Below are 15,632 nucleotides of genomic sequence, written 5' to 3' on the forward strand. Positions count from 1 at the left end.
GGCCCATGGACATCAAGGAGCTGTTGGAACAGTCGAAGGACGCCGTCACCGTCAGGCGCGTCTTCGGTGAGCCGATCCACCATGGCGACGTCCTGGTCATCCCCGTCGCCCGGGTCGCCCAGGGCGGCGGGGCCGGTCAGGGGCAGGGCCGGGACGAGAAGGGGGAGGAGCTCGGCAGCGGCGGCGGTGGCGGCTTCGGCTACAGCGCCACCCCCGCCGGGGTGTTCGTCATCAAGGACGGCGACGTGCAGTGGCGTCCGGCCGTCGACGTCAACCGGATCGTGCTCGGCGGCCAGCTCGTCGGCCTCGCCCTGGTGCTGACGATCCGGACCATCTTCAAGAAGTGGCGTCACAGGAGGTAACGGGGGCACATCATCTGACGTGCTCATCGATCTGCTCGACGCGGGGCTGCCCGGCCACGAGGCGCTGCTGCCCGGCTCCAACCTGCCGGTGCGGGTCGCCCCGCTGGGCGGCGGCACGTCGCTGGTCCGCTTCCCGCCCCGGTGGAGCCGTCCCGGCCGCGGCCACTACCTGGCGGGGGAGGAGTTCGTGCTGCTGGAGGGCGAGCTGCGGGTGTCGGGGGTGGCGTACCTGCCGGGGGAGCACGCCTGGCTGCCCGCCGGCGCCCTGCGCCACTCCGGCGCGGCGCCGGCGGGGGCGCTGGTGTGCACGTTCTTCGACGGCGAGCCCACCTGGGTGTCCAGCGACCTGGACGAGCCCGACGGGCCCAGCCTGCGCACCCCGCTGGTGAGCGTCGTCGTCCCCGAAGGCGGGCTGCCGCTCACGTCGCACTCCGTGCTGCTGGACACGCCCGTCCCGCTCGACCACCCGGCCGAGATGATCACGGTGCCGAGCTGGACGTGGGAGCTGTCCACCTTGATCCCCGAGGGCCGGGTGCTCGTAAGGTGGACGCCATGATGACCTCTTTGACGCAGTTCGTGGGGTTCGGTGCCCTGGTGCTGGTCGGGGCGATGTCGCCCGGCCCCGACTTCGCGGTCGTGGTGCGCCGCTCGGCGCTGTCCGGCCGCGGGCACGGCATGGCCGCGGCGGCCGGGATCGCCGTGGGCGTGGCCGTCTGGGTGATGGCCGCCGGCACCGGCGTGGCCGCGCTGCTGGCCGCCTCGGCCACGGCCTTCACCGTGGTCAAGATCGTCGGCGCCCTCTACCTGCTCTACCTGGGGGTCAAGGCGCTGCGCGCGGCCCTGCGCACGGGCGGCGCGCTCGACCTCGGCCTGCCCGCCCCCGCCGACCGCGGCCCGTGGGCGGCCTTCGCCGAGGGGCTGCTGACCAACGTGCTCAACCCCAAGGCCGCGCTGTTCTTCGTGGCCCTGGTGCCGAACTTCGTGAGCGAGGGGGCCGCGTTCGGCGACACGCTGCTGCTGTCGGCGGTCGCGCTGGCCGGCACGATGGTCTGGTTCCTCACGGTGGCGAACGTGGTGAGCACGCTGCGCCGGGTGTTCGCCCGGCCCGGCGTGCGCAAGGCCGTGGACGGGCTGACCGGCGCCGCGCTCATCGGCCTCGGCGTCAACCTGGCCGTCGCCGGCCGCCCTTGACCGGCCCCTCCACGGCCCGGCCATGAGCGGCGCGCGGCCGCGTCAGGAGACGGCGACGCCGAGCAGGTGGCCGAGGCCGAAGGTGACGGCGGCGGCGCCCGCGCCCAGCCCGAGCTGGCGCAGGCCGCCCAGCCACCACGGCCGCGCGGTCATCACCGCCACCGCCGCGCCGAACCCGAACAGCGCCACCATGCTCAGCGCCAGCGCCAGGAACAGCCCCGACGCCCCGAACAGGAACGGCGCCAGCGGCACCAGCGCCCCCGCGGCGAAGGCGAGGAACGACGAGCCGGCCGCCAGGTAGGGCGAGGGCAGGTCGTCGGGGTCGACGCCCAGCTCCTCGCGCACGTGCACGCGCAATGCCTGCTCCGGATCGGCCGACAGCCCTTCGGCGACCCGGCGGGCGAGGTCGGCGTCCAGGCCGCGCGACCGGTAGAGGGCGGCCAGCTCGGCCCGCTCGCCGTCGGGGTTGCGGGCCAGCTCGCGCCGCTCCACGGCGATCTCGGCCCGCATCAGCTCGGTCTGGGAGCGCACCGACGTGTACTCGCCGGCCGCCATCGAGCAGGCCCCCGCGACCAGGCCGGCGAACCCGGCGAGCACCGCGCCGCGCCCCGCGCCCGCGGCGCCCACGACGCCGGCGATGAGCGCCACGTTGGAGACCAGGCCGTCCATCGCCCCGAACACCGCCGGGCGCAACCAGCCGCCGGTGACGTCACGGTGGCTGTGGTGCTTCTCAGGAGAGTAGGGCCGGGCAAGCTCAATGGTCATGACAATCCTCCCCTTATTGGCAGTTCGTCAGGGAATCTAGGCCCTTCCGGCATGATCCGCAACGAAGGAGAGGCTAGCCTGATCTGCGGTTTTCCCGCCGCGTCACCGCCCGTGCACGCGCGACCACGTGCCCGGGGGCGGAAACGCGAACGTCCCCCCGGAGCCCGCGGCGCGCGGGAGCCGGAGGGACGCGGACGGGGTCAGGCGGGCGCCGGGCTGACGGGAGCCGGCTCAGCGGAACCGGGCTGGGCGGCACCGGACCGGGCGGCCCTCGGGCCGTTGACGATCGCGTCGCAGTCGGCGATCGCGTCCTCCAGCAGCCTGCGCAGCAGCGCGTCGGGGTCCTTGATGCACGCCTGGACGATGCCGACCACGGCGAGCTGCACCGCGTTGGGCGCCGCGTACCGGCGGAAACCCTTCTCGGTGATCTTGGCGGCCCGGCTGAAGCGCCTGGCCTGCTCGGCCGCGTGCGGCACCTGCTCCATCGCCCTGCGGCTCAGCTCGCTCAGCCGGCCGGACGGCGCGCCGTCGAGCCTGGCCAGCATCTCCTCGGCCGCCAGCACCGACACCGCGAGCGCGAGCTGGCGCTCGGCGGCGGCGACGGGCAGGGCCGTGGTCGCGCAGCGCAGCGCGATGTGCGCGTCGATCCGCAGGTCGTCGCCGGCCAGCCCGATGATGGACGGCACGAGCCCGACCAGCTGGGCGCGGCTCTCGTCGCCGGTGTTGTCGTTGACCAGGCGGGCGAGCGCGGCCAGCAGCGGATGGGTGCAGGCCGGGTGGTCGCTCCACCGCTCGCCGGCCAGGTAGGACGCCAGTTCCATGAAACAGGCGCCGCGCTTCGGGTTGCGATGCCTGCCGCGGGACAGGACCGGCATGTGATCAAGGTGATTGTCCACGGGGTGCTCCATGCTCCACGCGATCGCCGTCCAGCCAGTTTGCGCTGTCGGGCGCGTCAAAGCCAGTGATCGGGCATCTTCCACAGGAATGGTTCCCTCAGGCGATGCGATCATTCCTCAACCGCTATTCATGGTTATGGCACCAAAGAATTTAATTTATGAGGAATTTTCGGCATTTATGACGAAAACAGCGGCCGTACGGGCCGGAACCGTCAGCGTGCCGGCCGCCGGGTCGTAGGACGACCGCCTGACCACCTCGTCCGCCGACGCCGCCTGCACCGGGTGCAGCGCCACCCGGCGGCCCGGCGGCACCCCCGGCGCCCGCGTGCAGGGCGACGGGGTGGGGTTGAGCACCACGACCACCGCGTCCCAGCGCGGGTCCAGCCCCGCGGTGTCCACCCGCATCACGATCACGCCCTCGCCGCCGGCCGGGAACGACAGCCGCCGCCGCACCTCCTCCGCCGTGCCCAGCGCGAACGCCGGGGTCGAGGCCCGGATCCGCAGCAGCTCCCCGAACGCCGCGCGCGCCGCCCCGATCGCCGCGCAGCCGGGACGCAGCGCCGGGTCGGCCAGCAGCGGCCGGGCGTACGGCCAGGCGGCCTCGTTGTCCGCCCGCGGCGGCAGGCCCGCGCCGAACCCGTTGCCCGCCGAGCAGTCCCACAGCAGCCGGTTGAACCAGTCGCCGGAGTCGTAGGAGTTGCGGTCGAGCGACTTCGAGCGCAGCCGCTCGCTGCCCGCGTGCACGAACGCCGCCCCCTGCCCCAGCAGCACCGTGGCCAGCGACAGCACCTGCATGCGCACCCGGTCGGCCATCGGCGTGCCCGCGGGCAGCTTGTAGGCCAGCGCGTCGAACAGCGTCTCGTTGTCGTGCGCGTCCACGTACGACACGACGTCGTCCGGCCGGGCGGCGTAACCGGCGGCGGCGCCGTTGTGATCGACCTCCGAGCCCGCGCGGCCCGAGGGCAGCACGTAGTCGCGCAGGCCGCCGGTCAGGCCCAGCATGACCAGCTCGGTGCAGTGGCGCAGGCGTTCGCGCTGCTGCTCCGCCGAGCCGTTGGCGGGCGCGCCGTTGGGCGCGCCGGCCAGGCCGGAGCCGTACCCCTGAACGCGCGGGTCGGCGTCGAACGGGCCGCCGCCGCGCACCGCGTCCCGCAGCCGGTCGTCGAACGTGCCGATGCCGGTGCCGGCCATGTTGGCCTGCGTGGCCTGCTCGAACCTGGCGTCGCCGGCCACCTCGCCGAAGCTCCAGCCCTCGCCGTACAGGATGATCGAGCGGCCGTCCACGCCGTCGCGCTCGGGGGTGAGCGCGTCGAGGGCGGCGCGCACGGCCAGGATGTTGGCCTTCGGGTGGTGGCCCATGAGGTCGAAGCGGAAGCCGTCCACCTTGTACTGCCTGGCCCAGGTGCGCACCGAGTCGACCACCAGCCGGCCCATCATGGCGTGCTCGGGCGCGGTGTTGGCGCAGCAGGTGGAGGTCGCCAGGGAGCCGTCCTCCAGCAGGCGGTGGTAGTAGCCGGGCACGATCGGGTCCAGCACGTCCGCCGAGTGGGTGTGGTTGTAGACCACGTCCATGACCACGCGCAGCCCGGCCTCGTTCAGCGCGGCGACCATGGCGCGGAACTCCCTGATCCGCTCGTCCGGGTCGGTCGCGTACGAGCCTTCCGGGACGGTGTAGTGCAGCGGGTCGTAGCCCCAGTTGAAGGAGTCGCGGTCCGCGGTGAGCGCCACGATCTCCTGCTGCCGTTCGGAGTCGGGCGGCAGGGCGGCGAGGTCGCAGCCGGGCTCGGTCCGGTCCGACCGGCGCTCGGGGATCGTGGCCACGTCGAACACCGGCAGCAGGTGCACGTGGGTGAGCCCGTCCGCGGCCAGCGCGCGCAGCTCGCGCATGCCGTCGCCGTCGTGGCGGAAGGCCGCGTACGTGCCGCGCAGCTCCTCGGGCACGGTGGCGTCGGAGGCGGAGAAGTCGCGTACGTGCAGCTCGTAGATGACCGCGCGGTCCAGCGGGACCGGGGCGGGCTTGGCCAGCCGGTCCCAGCCGGGCGGCTTGAGCGCGGGGTCGTCCAGGCTCACCAGCCTGCTGCGCACCCCGTCGGGCGCGGCGGCCAGGCTGTAGGGGTCGGTGACTTCGTTCGTGACGACGCGGCCCGCGGCGGGGGAGTAGACGGTGACGCGGTAGGTGTAGTCCTTGCCGTACCAGGTGGGCAGGCCGCGGATCGACCACACGCCGGTCTCCTCGTCCAGCCGCATCGCGTGCCGGCGGCCGCCGAGCGCCAGCTCCACCCGCCGTGCGGTGGGGGCCCAGAGGGCCAGCCGGGGCAGCAGCCGTCCGGACGGCCCGAGCCCGGCGCGCACAGCCCCGGCGTAGACGTCGTCGAGCACGCCCGGGATCTGCACGCCGGTCGCCGCGGCCACCGCGCCCGAGCCGTCGCGGGCCACGGCCACCACCTGGCCGCGCAGCGCCTCCTTCACCAGCCCGGCGTCCTCGGGGCGCAGCTTGAGCGCGGTGCCGCCGGCCAGGTGCGGCCACGCCCGCATCCGAACCTCGTCCAGCGCGCCCGGCGTGAGCGGGACGGTCACGGCATGGCCGGTCAGTCGGCCGTCGTGGCAGGCGATGCCGCCGGCCGGGGCGCAGGCCAGCGCGTGCGTCAGCGACGGATCCACCGTCCAGACGACCGTCTCCCTGTCGATCCAGTGGGCCCGCGCCTCGCCGTCGCCGATCGCGGTCACGTAGATCATGGTGCCCGCCCGGCGGCGGCCCATGCGAGGACGCCGCGCCGGGCGGCGCAACCCGGTCAGGGGCCGGACGCAGGCCCTAGCTCTCGGTGACGTCGGTGCCGTCGGGCATCAGCATGGCCGTGCAGGCGTATTCGGCGTCCGCCCGGCCGTGGCCGCCGAAGGAGCACGCCTTGGCGGCGACGTTCCCTCCCGGGCTGAAGGCCATCGGCGATTCCAGCGCGTGCACCGCCGCGAGCACCGCGAAGGCAAGCCCCCGATGTGCGGAAATGCGGCTTCCCACAGGGGTCTGGCTGCCAGGAGAGGGCCGGATGACCCGCCTCCGTTTTCGTGACCGTTCCATTACTTTGCGTAATCAGTGACTTTGCGTGATCCTGGGCTCATGGACGGATTCCTGGACCCCACCTGCGGAGGCATGACCGAACTACGTGTGCACGGCGTCTCCGGCACCCCGCCGGCGAGCATCCTCAACCATCCCCACCCCCGCCAGATCGCCGGCGACGCCACCACCGGCTTCTACCGCCGCTGGTGGCCCGGCGGCCGGCCCGACGGCGAGCAGGACGACCTGCCCGGCGTCCGCCACCGCGAGGCCTACGCCTGGGGCGGCCTCACCTCGGGTGGCAGGACCATCGCGCTCTGGCTGCTCCTGCTGCCCTTCTCCCTGGCCAACCTGTCCTACTTCATGCTCCCCAGACCTCCGGCCGGCGCCCGTCTGCGGCACGTGGCCGAGGCGGCGCAGCGGCTGTTCGCGCTGCTGCTCACCGGCACCCTCGTGGGCGCGGTCACCCGGGCGAGCGTCGACCTCGTCGGCTGGCAGTGCACCGCGGCCGGCCGGGCCTGCGCCCGCGAGAGCGCGCCCGCCTGGGTCCACTGGATGAGCGAGTTGTGGGGCGCCGACCCGTCGCGGCGGCTGGCGGTCGCCGCGCTGGCGCCGTTCGCGGTGGTCGTGCTGCTGTGGTGGCTGGCGCGGCGCACCTGGGAGCGCGACGAGCAGACCGGCATCCCGCACGACGGCGGCTCGCGTCCCGGGCCGTTGCTGGCCCGGCCGCGGTTGTGGCACGGCGGCGCGCCCGTGTGGCGGTTGCGGGCGGTGCACGTCGCCTTCGCGCTGGGGTCGATCGGCCTGGCGGTGTCGGCGCCGTTCGTGGGCGACCCGCGGGGGCTGGCGCTGACGGCCGCCAACGCCGCCGTCCAGGTCGCCGCCGCCGTGCTGGCGGCGCTGCCCGGCATCGCCAGGCGGCTGGCCCCCGGCGAGACGGTCCCGCCCTGGCTCACCGGCGCGTGCCGGGCGCTGCGGGTGGCCGGGCCGCTGGCCTTCGTGGCCACGATCGCCGCCGCCCTGGCCGGGATGTCGCCCGCGCTGCCGGGGCGGCAGCTGCCCGGCATCGGCGTTGGAGCGTTCCAGTTCGCGCTGACTGTCGGGCTCGGGCTGTTCATCCTGGTGGCGACGTTCGTCCTGGCGCGCATGGACCGGCCGGCCGAGACCGGCGACCCGATCGAGCGGCGGGCGATGTGCGGCATGGCGGCCTGGTTCACGCTGATGGTGGCGGCCGGCAGCGCCAACGTGCTCGCCCTCGGCCTGCTGTTCTGGACCGCCACGTTCTTCGGCGTGCCCGCCTCGGTCGCCGAGCCGGGGCCGGTCGACCGCAGGCTCTACCTCGACGACCCGGTCTGGTGGACGGCCGCGCTCGTGCCGCTGCTGGTGATCGGGTTCGTCGCCGTGGCGGCCGAGCTGTGGCTGGCCCGCGGGTCGGCCGCCGCCGCGCTCACCCCGAAGCTGACCCCCTACTACGGCGCCTACGACCGTGACGTGGCCGGCAAGTGGGCGCTGGCCGCGCTCACCGACCGCGCCGGGCTCGTGCTGGCCGTGCTCACCGGCATCGGCGTGGCCGGTTCCGGCGCGGTGACCGTGATCTACCGGTTCCACCTGTTCGCCCCGGTGGGCGGGCTGGCCGGGCTGCTGGCCTCGATCGGGAGCTGGGCCATGACGGCGATCGTCGTCGGCCTGGTCCTGCTGGGCCGCCGCACGTACAGCGACACGCGGCTGCGCCGCACGGTCGGCATCCTGTGGGACGTCTCGACCTTCTGGCCCAGGGCCATCCACCCGCTGGCGCCGCCCTGCTACACCGAGCGGGTGATCCCCGAGCTGCTCGCCCGGGTCAAGACCCTGACCAGGACCGCCGACGACGAGGTGGTGCTGTCCGGCCACAGCCAGGGCAGCGTGCTCACCGCCGCGCTCGTCCTCCAGGTACGGCCCGAGCTGCGGCCCCGGGTCCGGCTGCTCACCCACGGCTCGCCGCTGCGCCGCCTGTACGCCGCCTTCTTCCCCGCCTACTTCGGCACCCCCGGCCTGTCGGCGATGCGCGACGCCGTCCGCTGGACGAACCTGTACCGGCTGAGCGACCCCATCGGGGGGCCGGTCTTCCGCCGGGTCGACCCGTTCGGGCCGCGTCCGGCGGGCGAGGGGGAGCGGACCGTCGACCGGTTCTGCTGGGACCCGCTCCAGCCGGGGCCGGGCGAGCCGCTGCCCGAGGCGCGCTGGCACTCCGACTACTGGCTCGACCCGGCCTACGAGGAGACCCTGGCCCGGCTCACCAGGTCAGATGGAGTTCCTCGGGCGCGCGGTGGATGAGCGTGGCGGCCATCACGACGTCCGCGCGGGCCAGCCGGAGGCCGGGCAGCTCGGCCACCAGCAGCTCCAGCGTCACCCGGAGCTGCTCGCGGGCCAGGAACGCGCCGGGGCAGCCGTGCACGCCGTGCCCGAACGCCAGATGGCGGGCGCGCGGCCGGGTGATGTCGAAGACGTCGGGCCGCTCGTGCACCGCCTCGTCGCGGCCGGCCGAGGCGAAGGAGACGAAGACCGTCGAGCCCTCGTCCAAGGGCGTGCCGGCCAGGGTGAGCGGCCTGGTGACGCGGCGGCGGAAGCCCTGGACGGGGGCCTCGTACCGGGCGGCCTCCTCGATCGCGGCCGGGATCAGCTCGGCCGGGCTCGCGCACAGCAGCTCCCACTGGCGGCGGTCGCGCAGCAGGCGGTGCACGACCGAGCCGAGCAGCGCGGTCGTGGTGAGGTGCCCGGCGAGCATGACGTTCTCGACGTTGGAGGCGATCTCGTCGCGCTGGGCGGCCGTCGGCTCGCCGGGGCCGGGCGCCAGGCCGCGCACCACCTCCCCGGTCAGGTCGCCGGATTCGCCTGAACGGGCGGCGTGGGCGGCCAGCAGCCGCCGCAGCGCGGCCACGTCGCGGGCGGCGGCGATCTGCTCGTCCTCGGGCATCGGGGTGAACAGCAGGTCCTCGGCCCGGAAGCCGCCCCTGATCGCGGTGGGCACGTCGGCCGGGTCCAGGCCCAGCAGGTGGCCGATCACGGCGGCGGGCAGCGGCCTGGCGTAGCGGGACATCCACTCGCCCCCGCCCGCCTTGACGAACGCGGTGACCAGGTCGGCGGCCTTGGCGGTGACGAACGGCAGGACGGCGGCCACCCGGGCGGGCGACAGGCCGCGGGTGAGCGGCCTGCGGTAGCGCCGGTGCGCCTCGCCGTCGGTGCTCAGCACCACGGGCGCGCCGCCCGGCACCCCGGCCAGCTCGGCGAAGGCCCGCGGGCTCGGGATCACGTCGGGCCGCAGGGCGCCCTGGGAGGAGAAGTCGTCCGGCCTGGACAGCACCTCGCGCACGTCGTCGTGCCGGGCCACCAGCCAGGCGTCCAGCTCCTCGACGAAGGTGAGCCCCGAGGCGGCGCGGGCGCGGGCGTAGAGCGGGTACGGGTCGCGGTAGAGCGCCTGTCGATCCACGCGTCCCATCGTCCGGCGTGGCCCGGGACGCCACAAGATCTGAAATTTTCTTTTAGTTCACTCCGAAGTCTTGAAACTTATATCCACGAACGATTGAGTTCGGTCGTGCAGACCCTCCGTTTCCTGGCCGCCGCCGCGCTCGTGTTAGGGCCGGTGGCCCTGAGCGCGCCCGCGCAGGCCGACCCCGCCCCGCCCGCCGAGGACGCGCTGAAGGCGTCCTCCTACCCGCCGCCCTCCACGCTGATCAGCCAGGCCACCGCCGGGCAGCCCCGGCTGGAGACGGCCAAGAGGACCCGGCCGGTCGCGCCGGGCCTCTCGCTGACCTCGTTCGACACCTACGACGCGCTGGGCTGGCTGCGCGCCGACGCGCTGACCGCCGACCTCGGCGGCGGCAAGGGCGGCCCCAGGGCCGACTACGTCTTCTCCGGCGAGGTGACCAAGACGGAGCCGCTGTCCGGCCCCGCCGGGCGCTCCCGCGCGGTGGCGGCGGTCAACGGCGACTTCTTCGACATCAACAACTCCGGCGCCGCCCAGGGCATCGGCGTGCAGGACGGCACGCTGGTCCAGTCGCCGGCCGCCGGGCACGACAACGCGGTCGCCGTCACCGGCGACGGCGTCGGGCGGGTGCTCAAGATGTACTTCGAGGGCACCGCCACGCCCTCCGGCGGCGCGCCGATCGCGCTCACCCAGTTCAACCAGATGGTGCAGAACGGCGGCGTCGGCCTGTTCACGCCGCTGTGGGGCTCCTACAGCCGGGCCCGCGCCGTCGAGGGCGCCGCCACGGTCGCCGAAGTCGTGCTGGTGGACGGCGTGGTCACCGAGGTGCGCAACGCCGCCGGCACCGGGCCCATCCCGGCCGGCACCACGATCCTGCTCGGCCGGGACGCCGGCGCCGCCGCCCTGTCGGCCCTGAAGGCCGGCGACCGCGTGGACGTGAAGTACCAGCCGAAGGCGTCGGACGGCGCCGCCGTCAAGGCGGCCGTCGGCGGCAACTACGTCCTGGTCAAGGACGGCGTCGTGCAGAACAGCGGTGACCCGGCCGCGCACCCGCGCACCGCCGTGGGCTTCTCCGCCGACGGCAGGAAGATGTACCTGCTGACCGTGGACGGCCGCCAGGCCGACAGCCGCGGCGTCACGCTCAACGAGCTGGCCGCCATGATGGTGGACCTGGGCGCGGCCAACGCGCTCAACCTCGACGGCGGCGGCTCCTCCACCCTGCTGGCGCGCGAGCCCGGCTCGGCCGAGGTGCAGGTGGAGAACAGCCCCTCCGACGGCGGCGAGCGCCACGTGCCCAACGGCCTGGCGCTGTACGCGCCCGAGGGCAGCGGCAAGCTCAAGGGCTTCTGGCTGGAGACCGCGAGCGACCCGGCCAAGGCGCCCGGCGTGGGCCCGGTCGCGGGCGGCCGCCCCGACCGCGTCTTCCCCGGCCTCACCAGGCGGCTGACCGCCGCCGGCTACGACGAGACGTACGGCCCCGCGGCCGGCACGCCGTCCTGGCGGGCCAACCCGGCCGTGCACGGCGTGATCAGGAACGGCAGGTTCCACGCCCTGGTGCCCGGCCAGACCACGGTCACCGCCGCGCGCGGCGGCGCCAAGGGCACGATCGGCCTGACCGTGCTCCAGCCGCTGCAGCGGCTCGGCGCCACGGCCGACCGGCTCGGCATCTCGGGCGCCGACGGCAGCGCCGCCTTCGGCGTGGTCGGTTACGACCACAACGGCAACTCCGCGCCCATCGAGCCGGACGACCTCACGCTCGACTACGACCGGAACCTGTTCGAGGTCACCCCGGCCGAGCACGGCTACTTCACCGTCAAGGCCCGGCAGGCCACCGGCTCCGGGCTGATCACCGCCAAGGTCGGCAAGATCACCACGGCCGTCCCGGTGACGGTCGGCTTCGAGTCCAAGCCGGTCGCCGACTTCGAGGACGCGGCCAAGTGGACCTTCGCCGCCGCCCGCGCCACCGGCTCGCTGTCGGCCGCGCCGGGCCAGAGCGGCGGCGGGCTCAAGCTGTCCTACGACTTCACCACCTCGACCGCCACCCGGGCCGCGTACGCCAGTCCGCCGCAGCAGATCGTGGTGGACGGGCAGCCGCAGGCGTTCGGGCTGTGGATCAACTCCACCGGCAAGGGGGAGTGGCCCAGCCTGGAGTTCTACGACGCGCTCGGCCAGTCGCAGATCCTGCGCGGGCCGTACATGACGTGGACCGGCTGGCAGTACGTCGAGTTCCCGGTGCCCGCCGGGGTCAACTACCCGCTCAAGCTCCGGCGCTTCTACGTGGCCGAGACCAGGGCCGACGCCAAGTACAGCAACGACATCCTGATCGACGGCCTGGTGGCCAAGGTGCCGCCGTCGATCACCGCGCCCGCCGTGCCCAAGATCTCCGACCCGGTGGTCAGGGCGGACGTGGCCAAGGCGCCCTGGCGGTTCGCGGTCATGTCGGACGCCCAGTTCGTGGCCAGGAACCCCGACAGCGACATCGTCAGGAACGCCCGCCGCACGCTCAAGGAGATCAAGGCCGCCAAGCCCGACTTCCTGCTGATCAACGGCGACCTGGTGGACGAGGCGTCGCCGGAGGACTTCGCGCTGGCGAAGAAGATCCTCGACGAGGAGCTGGGAGGAGAGCTGAAATATCACTACATCCCCGGCAACCATGAGGTCATGGGCGGCAAGATCGACAACTTCAAGGCCGTCTTCGGCGACACGTACGGCACCTTCGACCACAAGGGCACCCGCTTCGTCACCCTGGACACCTCCCGCCTGAACCTGCGCGGCGGCGGCTACGACCAGGTCGCGATGCTCCGCTCCGAGCTCGACAAGGCGGCGAAGGACGCCTCCGTCGGGTCGGTCGCCGTGCTGTTCCACGTGCCGCCGCGCGACCCCACGCCGGGCAAGGGCAGCCAGCTCGGGGACCGGAAGGAGGCCGCGCTGGTCGAGGGCTGGCTGGCCGGCTTCCAGCGCGACACCGGCAAGGGTGCGGCCTTCATCGGCGGGCACGTGGGCACGTTCAACGCCTCGCGCGTGGACGCGGTGCCGTACTTCATCAACGGCAACTCCGGCAAGAACCCGGCCACCGCCCCCGAGGACGGCGGCTTCACCGGCTGGTCGCTGTGGGGCGTGGACCCCGTGACGCCCGCCGAGGCCGAGCACGTACGGCGCAACTGGTTCACCGACGCGCCCACCTGGATCGGCGCGCAGGTGCGGCCGCACGTGGACGAGCTGACGCTGACCGCGCCCGCGACCGTCGCCGTCGGCGCGCCCGCGCCGGTCACGGCGGCGATCCGGCAGGACGACCGGGCCGTCCCGGCCGCCTACCCGGTCTCCGTCACCTGGTCCGGCTCGCCCAACCTGCACGTCGGCACCCGCCAGACGGCCAAGCCGTGGCACGTGGCGGTGCTCGACCCGGGCGCCGGCACGATCACGGCCCTGCGGGCGGGCCAGGTGACGGTCGCGGTCACCGTCAGCGGGGTCACCCGCCAGGCGACCGTGGCGCTCACCGCCAAGGCCGCCGCCTGAGGCCCCCGGCCGGGGAGGAGCCACCCTCCCCGGCCAAAACCCTCCCAGATACCGAAATATCGGGATGAAGGGTTAAGAATCTAGGCAGTCATGGGATTTCCCCTTCTTCCTCCGGATAGCACTCCTGACGTGCGGGGACCTGCCCCCGCGAGGCGCGGGACCGGGGGAAGGACTGGGGGTTCGTCGGTGAACGCATGGACCTTCGAGGGACAACCCGGCGCGCTGGGCGACACGGTCACGCTCGTGGAGGGCGGCTCGTTCTGCGTGTGCCAGCACGGCGGCGACATCGTCCCCGGCGGCGCGCAGGGCGTCTACCACGCCGACACCCGTCTGCTGTCCCGCTGGATGTTGCGCGTGGACGACCATCCCGTCGAGCCGCTGCAGGTCATCATGGGCGAGCCGTACCACGCCACCTTCCTCGGCAAGGCCCGGCCGCGTCCCGGATGGGCGGAGAGCACGCTGCTCGTGGTGCGCGACCGCTACGTCGGCGGCGGGCTGCGCGAGGACCTCACGCTGCGCAACATGTCCGAGGAGGCCGCGGGCTGCGTCGTGTGCGTGCAGGCCGGCGCCGACCTGGCCGACCTGTTCGAGGTGAAGTCCGAACGCAGCTGGCCCGCCGAGGACGTCGAGATGAACCCCGGCGAACGCGGCATCGCGGTCTACTCGCCCAGCCGCGCCCGCGGCGCCAGGATCGCCGTCGAACCGCCCGGCACGCCGGTCGTCACCGCGCCGGGCCTGCTCACCTTCGACGTCGTGGTGCCCGCCCGTGGCGAATGGCACGCCACCGTGCTGGTGACGCCGGTCCACGAGGGCGAGGAGTCCTCGGCCCGGTTCCCGGTCGCCCATCCCCCCCACCATGCCGAGCCGGCCCGCCGCCTGGCCGAGTGGACCGCCAGCACCCCCGTCCTGGAGAGCACGAACGCCGCCCTCGTCGAGGCCCTGACCCGCTCCCGCGAGGACCTGGGGAGCCTGCGCCTGTTCGACCGCGACCATCCCGACGAGCCGCCCGCGATCGCCGCCGGCGCGCCCTGGTTCATGACGCTGTTCGGCCGCGACTCGCTGCTGACCTCCTGGATGGCGCTGCCGCTGGACCAGACGCTCGCCCTCGGCACCTTGCGCCGGCTGGCCCGGCTCCAGGGCGCCAAGGTCGACGCCCTGTCGGAGGAGGAGCCCGGCAAGATCATGCACGAGCTGCGCTTCGGCGTCCAGGACGGCTCCTCCCCGTACGGCGGGCGGGCCTACTACGGCTCGGTGGACGCCACCCCGCTGTTCGTCATGCTGCTCGGCGAGCTGCGCCGCTGGGGCGTGCACCGCGAGGCCGTCGAGGAGCTGCTGCCGCACGCCGACGCCGCCCTGGCCTGGATCGAGGAGTACGCCAGCCGCGACGGCTTCGTCTGGTACCAGCGCAAGACCGACCGCGGCCTGGTCAACCAGGGCTGGAAGGACTCCTTCGACGGCGTCAACTTCGCCGACGGCACCATCGCCCGCCCGCCGATCGCCCTGGCCGAGGTGCAGGGCTACGTCTACGCCGCCTACCTCGCCCGCGCCCACTTCGCCTGCCAGCAGGGCGACGAGGCCGCCGAGCGGCGCTACGTGCAGCGGGCGCGCGAGATCAGGGAGGCGTTCAACGAACGGTTCTGGCTGCCCGGCCCCGGCTACTACGCCATGGGCCTGGACGGGCGCGGCCGGCCCATCGACGGCCTCGGCTCCAACATGGGCCACTGCCTGTGGGCCGGCATCGCCGACGAGGACAAGGCCCGGCAGGTGGCCCGCCACCTGCTCTCGCCGGAGATGTTCACCGGGTTCGGGGTGCGCACGCTGGCCTCGTCCATGGGGGCCTACAACCCGATGAGCTACCACAACGGCTCGGTGTGGCCGCACGACAGCGCGATCATCGCCGCCGGGCTGATGCGCTACGGCCACGTCGAGGAGGCCCAGCGCATCGCCGTCGGGCTGCTGGAGGCCGCGCACGCCTTCGGGGGGCGGCTGCCGGAGCTGTTCTGCGGGTTCGGCAAGGAGGAGTACGGGCGGCCGGTGCCGTACCCGACGTCGTGCTCGCCGCAGGCGTGGGCCGCCGCCGCGCCCATCCAGCTCCTGCGCACGCTGCTGCGGCTGGACCCGTGGGTGCCGTACGGGAAGATGTGGCTGGTCCCGGCGCTGCCCGAGGGGTTCGGAGAGGTGACGATCAAGGGCATGCCGGTGGGCGACTCCAGGGTCGGGATCCGCGTCAGGGGCGAGGACGGCACGCCGCTGGTGTCCGGCCTGCCCGACGGCGTCGAGCTGGTCACCGAACCGCGCTGCCCGATCAGCGGAGCCTGCCGCTCCGGCCCCGCCCGCAGGGCGCACGGCCTGCCGGCGTTGTGACGACCGGACCGACACGGGGGAGG

At 74.0% G+C, this 15,632-nt stretch carries 11 protein-coding genes; 6 read left to right on the top strand and 5 right to left on the bottom strand.

What is annotated here, in order from left to right:
• Positions 1–5: 5 nt before the first annotated feature.
• The 3 genes from ACIBK9_RS08575 to ACIBK9_RS08585 are packed head-to-tail and all read left to right on the top strand — an operon-like array spanning position 6 to position 1,553.
• Positions 6–362 (top strand): GerW family sporulation protein, encoded by a 357-nt coding sequence (locus ACIBK9_RS08575; RefSeq protein WP_387669433.1) that lies wholly within the window; start codon positions 6–8, stop codon positions 360–362.
• 19 nt (positions 363–381) lie between these two features.
• A complete protein-coding gene (locus ACIBK9_RS08580; protein ID WP_364337566.1) occupies positions 382–918 on the top strand; it encodes a hypothetical protein in 537 nt (178 codons plus the stop codon).
• Positions 915–1,553: a LysE family translocator gene (locus tag ACIBK9_RS08585; RefSeq protein ID WP_397156357.1), complete on the top strand. Its 639-nt coding sequence runs from the start codon at positions 915–917 to the stop codon at positions 1,551–1,553. Before ACIBK9_RS08580 ends, ACIBK9_RS08585 begins: the two co-directional genes overlap by 4 nt.
• Positions 1,554–1,595: 42 nt before the next feature.
• Here the strand turns inward: ACIBK9_RS08585 and ACIBK9_RS08590 are convergent, their stop codons facing one another.
• From ACIBK9_RS08590 to ACIBK9_RS08605, 4 genes are all read right to left on the bottom strand, one after another.
• On the bottom strand, positions 1,596–2,318 hold the full coding sequence (locus ACIBK9_RS08590) for a VIT1/CCC1 transporter family protein (protein WP_358010508.1): 723 nt from the start codon (positions 2,316–2,318) through the stop codon (positions 1,596–1,598).
• 200 nt (positions 2,319–2,518) lie between these two features.
• Entirely contained in the window at positions 2,519–3,214 is a 696-nt protein-coding gene (locus ACIBK9_RS08595) for a hypothetical protein (protein WP_397156358.1), read from the bottom strand.
• A gap of 156 nt (positions 3,215–3,370) precedes the next feature.
• Positions 3,371–5,941 carry a pullulanase-type alpha-1,6-glucosidase gene (gene pulA, locus ACIBK9_RS08600; protein ID WP_397156359.1) on the bottom strand — a complete coding sequence of 857 codons (2,571 nt, stop codon included), beginning with the start codon at positions 5,939–5,941 and terminating at the stop codon, positions 3,371–3,373.
• 85 nt (positions 5,942–6,026) lie between these two features.
• Entirely contained in the window at positions 6,027–6,230 is a 204-nt protein-coding gene (locus tag ACIBK9_RS08605) for a hypothetical protein (protein WP_397156360.1), read from the bottom strand.
• Between the two features lie 132 nt (positions 6,231–6,362).
• Here ACIBK9_RS08605 and ACIBK9_RS08610 point away from each other — a divergent pair, with 132 nt between their 5' ends.
• Positions 6,363–8,579 carry a hypothetical protein gene (locus ACIBK9_RS08610; RefSeq protein WP_397156362.1) on the top strand — a complete coding sequence of 739 codons (2,217 nt, stop codon included), beginning with the start codon at positions 6,363–6,365 and terminating at the stop codon, positions 8,577–8,579.
• Here ACIBK9_RS08610 and ACIBK9_RS08615 read toward each other — a convergent pair.
• On the bottom strand, positions 8,539–9,732 hold the full coding sequence (locus tag ACIBK9_RS08615) for a cytochrome P450 (protein ID WP_397156364.1): 1,194 nt from the start codon (positions 9,730–9,732) through the stop codon (positions 8,539–8,541). The two genes, ACIBK9_RS08610 and ACIBK9_RS08615, sit on opposite strands and share 41 nt — an antisense overlap.
• A gap of 105 nt (positions 9,733–9,837) precedes the next feature.
• On the opposite strand from ACIBK9_RS08615, the gene ACIBK9_RS08620 reads away from it, so the two are divergent.
• Both ACIBK9_RS08620 and ACIBK9_RS08625 read left to right on the top strand, forming a co-directional pair.
• The gene (locus ACIBK9_RS08620) at positions 9,838–13,245 is read left to right on the top strand and encodes a phosphodiester glycosidase family protein (RefSeq protein WP_397156366.1); all 3,408 of its coding nucleotides are present in this window, start codon (positions 9,838–9,840) and stop codon (positions 13,243–13,245) included.
• A 186-nt stretch (positions 13,246–13,431) separates the two neighbouring features.
• Positions 13,432–15,609 carry a glycogen debranching N-terminal domain-containing protein gene (locus ACIBK9_RS08625; RefSeq protein ID WP_397156368.1) on the top strand — a complete coding sequence of 726 codons (2,178 nt, stop codon included), beginning with the start codon at positions 13,432–13,434 and terminating at the stop codon, positions 15,607–15,609.
• Positions 15,610–15,632 lie beyond the last annotated feature (23 nt).

Origin of the sequence: Nonomuraea sp. NPDC050227, from assembly GCF_044459705.1 — a bacterium.
GTDB lineage: Bacteria > Actinomycetota > Actinomycetes > Streptosporangiales > Streptosporangiaceae > Nonomuraea.

Bases quoted from the DNA above. Each gene is read 5' to 3' on its own strand.
- ACIBK9_RS08610 (WP_397156362.1), top strand. From the start codon at position 6,363: ATGACCGAACTACGTGTGCACGGCGTCTCCGGCACCCCGCCGGCGAGC.
- ACIBK9_RS08590 (WP_358010508.1), bottom strand. From the start codon at position 2,318: ATGACCATTGAGCTTGCCCGGCCCTACTCTCCTGAGAAGCACCACAGC.
- ACIBK9_RS08575 (WP_387669433.1), top strand. From the start codon at position 6: ATGGACATCAAGGAGCTGTTGGAACAGTCGAAGGACGCCGTCACCGTC.
- ACIBK9_RS08585 (WP_397156357.1), top strand. From the start codon at position 915: ATGATGACCTCTTTGACGCAGTTCGTGGGGTTCGGTGCCCTGGTGCTG.